4 protein-coding genes are annotated in these 4,665 nt (G+C 43.2%); 3 read left to right on the top strand and 1 reads right to left on the bottom strand.

Going from position 1 to position 4,665, the window contains the following annotated elements:
- Positions 1–538 precede the first annotated feature (538 nt).
- Together AB4653_RS17775 and AB4653_RS17770 are read left to right on the top strand one after the other, a co-directional pair.
- Complete coding sequence (locus AB4653_RS17775) at positions 539–1,177, top strand: YchE family NAAT transporter (RefSeq protein WP_004734056.1); 639 nt, start codon at positions 539–541, stop codon at positions 1,175–1,177.
- Positions 1,178–1,325: 148 nt separating this feature from the next.
- Positions 1,326–2,168 carry an ion transporter gene (locus tag AB4653_RS17770; protein ID WP_102257969.1) on the top strand — a complete coding sequence of 281 codons (843 nt, stop codon included), beginning with the start codon at positions 1,326–1,328 and terminating at the stop codon, positions 2,166–2,168.
- A gap of 138 nt (positions 2,169–2,306) precedes the next feature.
- On the opposite strand, the gene asd is transcribed toward AB4653_RS17770, so the two are convergent.
- The gene (gene asd / locus AB4653_RS17765; protein WP_102257906.1) at positions 2,307–3,425 is read right to left on the bottom strand and encodes an aspartate-semialdehyde dehydrogenase; all 1,119 of its coding nucleotides are present in this window, start codon (positions 3,423–3,425) and stop codon (positions 2,307–2,309) included.
- Positions 3,426–3,925: 500 nt separating this feature from the next.
- Between asd and AB4653_RS17760 the strand changes: the two genes are divergently transcribed.
- On the top strand, positions 3,926–4,665 hold a 740-nt coding region (locus AB4653_RS17760; protein ID WP_372104866.1), incomplete at its 3' end, for a Na+/H+ antiporter NhaC family protein.

Raw genomic sequence — 4,665 nt, 5'->3', positions numbered from 1 at the left:
GAGTATATTATTTCACAGTGTGAAAAAAATTGACCCAGATCAGTTACCCAAAAAGAATTAACCAAAAAGTAGTAAGGCAATCGCAAAAACATGCTTAAGATGATGATTTATATAGATTAAAATCACATTTTTCGTCAGTTCAAAAAACAAGCAAACAGACAAGCTTTTTCTACATAGAGTCATAAACTGTAAAAAAGTTTCATTTTTAGTCAGTTAAATTACATGTATACAGCCATATTCGTGCTACTGAGAGTATATCCATACCGTTGCACGGGCTAGATTTTGACATAATTTTTATTAAATTCGTGCAGCAGTTAACAGTTACTCGACAATAAATTACAAAATGAAACACTAACAACCAACTCGCAACACCGCCAATACAAAAGTGATATTCAATTAGTTTTTCTAAAAATAATCCCCTATTTCAGGTTAGTTTTTTTCATTCGTGCAAATCCGATTTGTCCCTTACATTACGCGCTCAGACTATTCACCGAATCAAACCTTCAACCTTAAAATTCGCTAACTGGAGATCGCTCTCATGCAAGGCTTAGAACTCGCAATTTTTATGCAATTCTTCCTTGGGCTTGTTGCTGCCGTAAACCCAATCGGCATCATGCCTGTTTTTGTTTCCCTTACTGCACATATGCCGCCAGAAGAGAGGAACAGGACAGCCTTACAAGCAAATATTGCCGTTGCCGTTATCCTGATTGTGTCGCTTGTCGCGGGGCAAATGCTGCTTGATATGTTTAGCATCTCCCTGGATTCATTTCGTGTTGCAGGTGGTTTGCTATTATTGAGCATCGCATTTTCGATGATGAGCGGTAAGCTCGGTGAAGATAAGCAGAATAAACAAGAGAAATCTGAATACATCAGCAAAGAGCAAATCGGTGTTGTTCCTCTTGCGATGCCATTAATGGCGGGCCCCGGGGCAATCAGCTCGACCATTGTTTACGGATCTCGTTACCCTGCAGCCATTGATACTGTGGGAATTGGCATTAGCATCATCGCGTTTGCAACCTGCTCTTGGCTCTTGTTCCGTTCAGCACCAGTTATCGTTCGCTTTTTAGGTCAAACGGGTATCAATGTGATCACGCGTATCATGGGCTTGATTCTTGGCGCATTGGGCATCGAGTTCATCGCCAATGGCCTACGTAATTTGTTCCCAGGTTTGGCATAACGTTTAACGGTAATCCGTTGCTCTATAAAGGGCAACAATATTGCAATATAGATGAGGCGAGTAAAGCAATTGGGCTTTCACTCGCCTCGTTATTATGAAGCTTGTATAATGACTGTTAATGCATTTAACAAAAGATGAATCTCTCCTTATGTCACGCAAGCCACTCAAGCATCATTTGTACGTCATTATCTTTGGTACTCACACGCCAGCCGGACGTGCATTTGATATTTCTCTGATCGTTGCAATCTTGGCTTCGCTATTGGTTCTGATCTTAGAGTCCATCCCTAATGTCATGACCGAATGGTCACAGCAGCTGCGTTATATTGAATACACTTTTACTGCTCTCTTCACTCTTGAGTATTTGTTAAGGCTCTATTGTTCTCCGAAACCAAAATCTTATGCCACCAGCTTTTATGGTGTCGTGGACCTATTGGCGATTCTTCCGACCTACTTAGCGATCATCTTCCCAGGCGCTTCATTTATGGGTGTGGTAAGGCTGCTGCGTGTGATGCGTATCTTCCGAATCCTAAAACTGGTTCGCTACCTGCAAGATTCAAACATTCTGTTACGTTCACTTTTAATGGCAAGACGAAAGATACTGATCTTTTTCAGCACAGTTGGCATCTTAGTTGTTATCTTCGGCGCGCTTATCTTTGTTATTGAAGGGCCAGAAAATGGCTTTACAAGTATTCCCCACAGTATTTATTGGGCAATCGTAACCATTACGACGGTTGGCTACGGTGACATGATCCCTCAAACCGCGTTAGGGAAAGCGATCGCTTCTCTGACCATGCTATTGGGTTACTCTATTTTAGCGGTACCGACAGGGATTATTACTGCAGAGCTCAGCAATGAGATGAACTCGCACAAAGAGTTGGTAAAGTGTCCGAACTGTAACCGCGCCGGCCATGATTCGGATGCTATGTATTGCAAACACTGTGCGAGTGAATTGGCAGACCCCGACAAGCGTGTCATTACAGAAGAGAAATAAAAGCAGACTCGAGATGCGAAGAGGTTTAAGGGCAGTTTCGAGGGCCGAATAACGAGATATCAATAAACTAAAAAGGGTTGACGTTTATCGTCAACCCTTTCGGTTTATCAGCTAATAGAATTTAAGCAATCTTGCCGATTACGCTTTCTCCGCAAGGATAATGCGCAGAGTACGGCGTAGTGGTTCTGCAGCACCCCAAAGTAGTTGGTCACCTACCGTGAACGCATTCAGGAAATCGTTACCCATCGACATCTTACGCAGACGACCGACTGGTACAGACATTGTGCCTGTTACTTTCGCTGGTGTTAGCTCCTGCGCAGTGATGTCTCGGTCATTAGGAATCACTTTAACCCAATCATTGTGCGTCGCGATGATCTCTTCGATCTCGTCCATAGGCACATCTTGCTTAAGCTTAATCGTTAGTGCTTGAGCGTGACAACGCATTGCACCGATTCGTACACAAGTGCCATCAATTGGGATTGGCTGACCATCTAGGCCAAGAATCTTGTTCGCTTCAACGCCGGCTTTCCACTCTTCTTTGCTTTGACCGTTTTCACGCTTCACATCGATCCAAGGAATCAGTGAGCCCGCAAGCGGAGCACCGAACTGATCGGTTGGAAATGAAGATGAACGAATGGTATCAGCGACTTTCTTATCGAGATCAAGAATTGAACTTGAAGGGTTCGCTAACTCAGAACTTACGCTGTCGTTGATCACACCCATTTGTGAGATCAGTTCACGCATGTTCTTAGCGCCCGCACCTGAAGCGGCTTGGTAAGTCATGGCACTCATCCACTCAACCATGCCTTTCTCGTATAGACCACCCAAAGCCATAAGCATTAAGCTCACAGTACAGTTACCGCCTACGAAAGTATTAGTCCCGCCGTGGATACCTTGTTGGATTTGAGCCAAGTTAACAGGATCAAGAGTGATGATTGAATCCGCGTCCATACGTAAGGTAGAAGCCGCATCAATCCAGTAGCCTTTCCAACCTGCTTGACGCAGTGCTGGGTATACTTTTGAGGTGTAGTCTCCGCCTTGACAGGTAATCACCGCATCAAGCTGTTTTAGGCTATCAATATCAAAAGCGTCTTGAAGTAGACCCGCATCTTTACCACCCAAAACAGGGGCAGGAATACCAATCTGAGACGTGCTGTAATAAACAGGTTCAATCAAGTCGAAATCTTTCTCTTCAACCATACGTTGCATCAATACAGAACCAACCATACCGCGCCAACCAACTAGACCTACTCTCATCGCTCACTCTCCATGTATAAATTAAAAATTGCTCTCCCCCATCTATAAGTTTTTCAGAAACAGAACTCAAGTGCTTTTTGTCAAAAAGTGTAACTTTTTCGTTTCTTTTAAGTGAACGCAATGAATCGTGCAGTTATCCCTGTATCGACATTTAATATCCACCTCATTGATAAAACGCCCATTATCCTCAAATTCAAACATTTGCATCGCCAAAGCAGCTTAATCCCACTCGCGTCACAAACAGTAAATCCCTCTTTTTAATCAATACTATCCAGAATAATACTTCACAAAACGAAAACAACGCGCGACAAGTTTCAACATGTAAGAACCATGAATTTAACAATATTTCAGATAATGAAACCATGATTAACTGTGTTAGCAGTCAAATATCACAACTTGGATGTATTTTTTCGATATAATAAACTAATTACTGTAGTGTCCGTTTTGCACCACACACCATAACGAAGCACTATAAATGCTCGAAATCACAAGAGGCTTTTATGAAGCAGAGTAAAACTCGCCTACCGAACCTATTGCAGGTATTCATCGCGTTAGGATTATTTCTATCCCTTGCTTTTTCCTTTACTGCAAAGCTTGACCTTCCAATTCAACTTGCCTTGTATATTGGCTGGTTCATTATCATGGTTCTCGGTATTCGCCTTGGCCACGAATACAAAGACTTAGAAAAAGCGGCACTCAAAGGAATATCCAATGGCTTAGGCGCGGTTTTAATACTTTTAGCCGTTGGCGCTCTTGTTGGTACTTGGATCTCAGGCGGGATCGTACCTACTATCATTTACTATGGTCTGAAAGCTATCCACCCTTCTATCTTCCTTTTAGCGACCATGATTATCTGTTCTCTAACCGCATTGGCAACTGGTACTTCTTGGGGCGCTGCGGGTACAGCAGGTATCGCGATGATGGGTATTGGCCAAGGCCTAGGTGTTCCAGCACCGATTACTGCAGGTGCAGTGCTGTCAGGTTGTTACTTCGGCGACAAGATGTCTCCACTTTCTGATTCAGTGATTCTGGCTTCTTCAATGTCTGGTGTTGAAGTGGTTGAGCACATCAAGGGCATGCTGCCAGTTGCGTTAATCAGCTACGTGATTACTGGCATCATGTTTACTGCGTTTGGTTTTCACTACGCAGGTAACGTTGACATGAGCCAAGTAGATTCTGTCATTAAAGCAATGGAAGTTCAGTTCTACATCACGCCTTACTCATTTGTCCCAGTACTGAT

Origin of the sequence: Vibrio sp. 10N.222.48.A3 (assembly GCF_041475345.1) — a bacterium.
GTDB lineage: Bacteria > Pseudomonadota > Gammaproteobacteria > Enterobacterales > Vibrionaceae > Vibrio > Vibrio tasmaniensis_A.
Note: the sequence above shows the minus strand (reverse complement) of the source record. Positions and strands in the feature narration are given on the sequence as shown.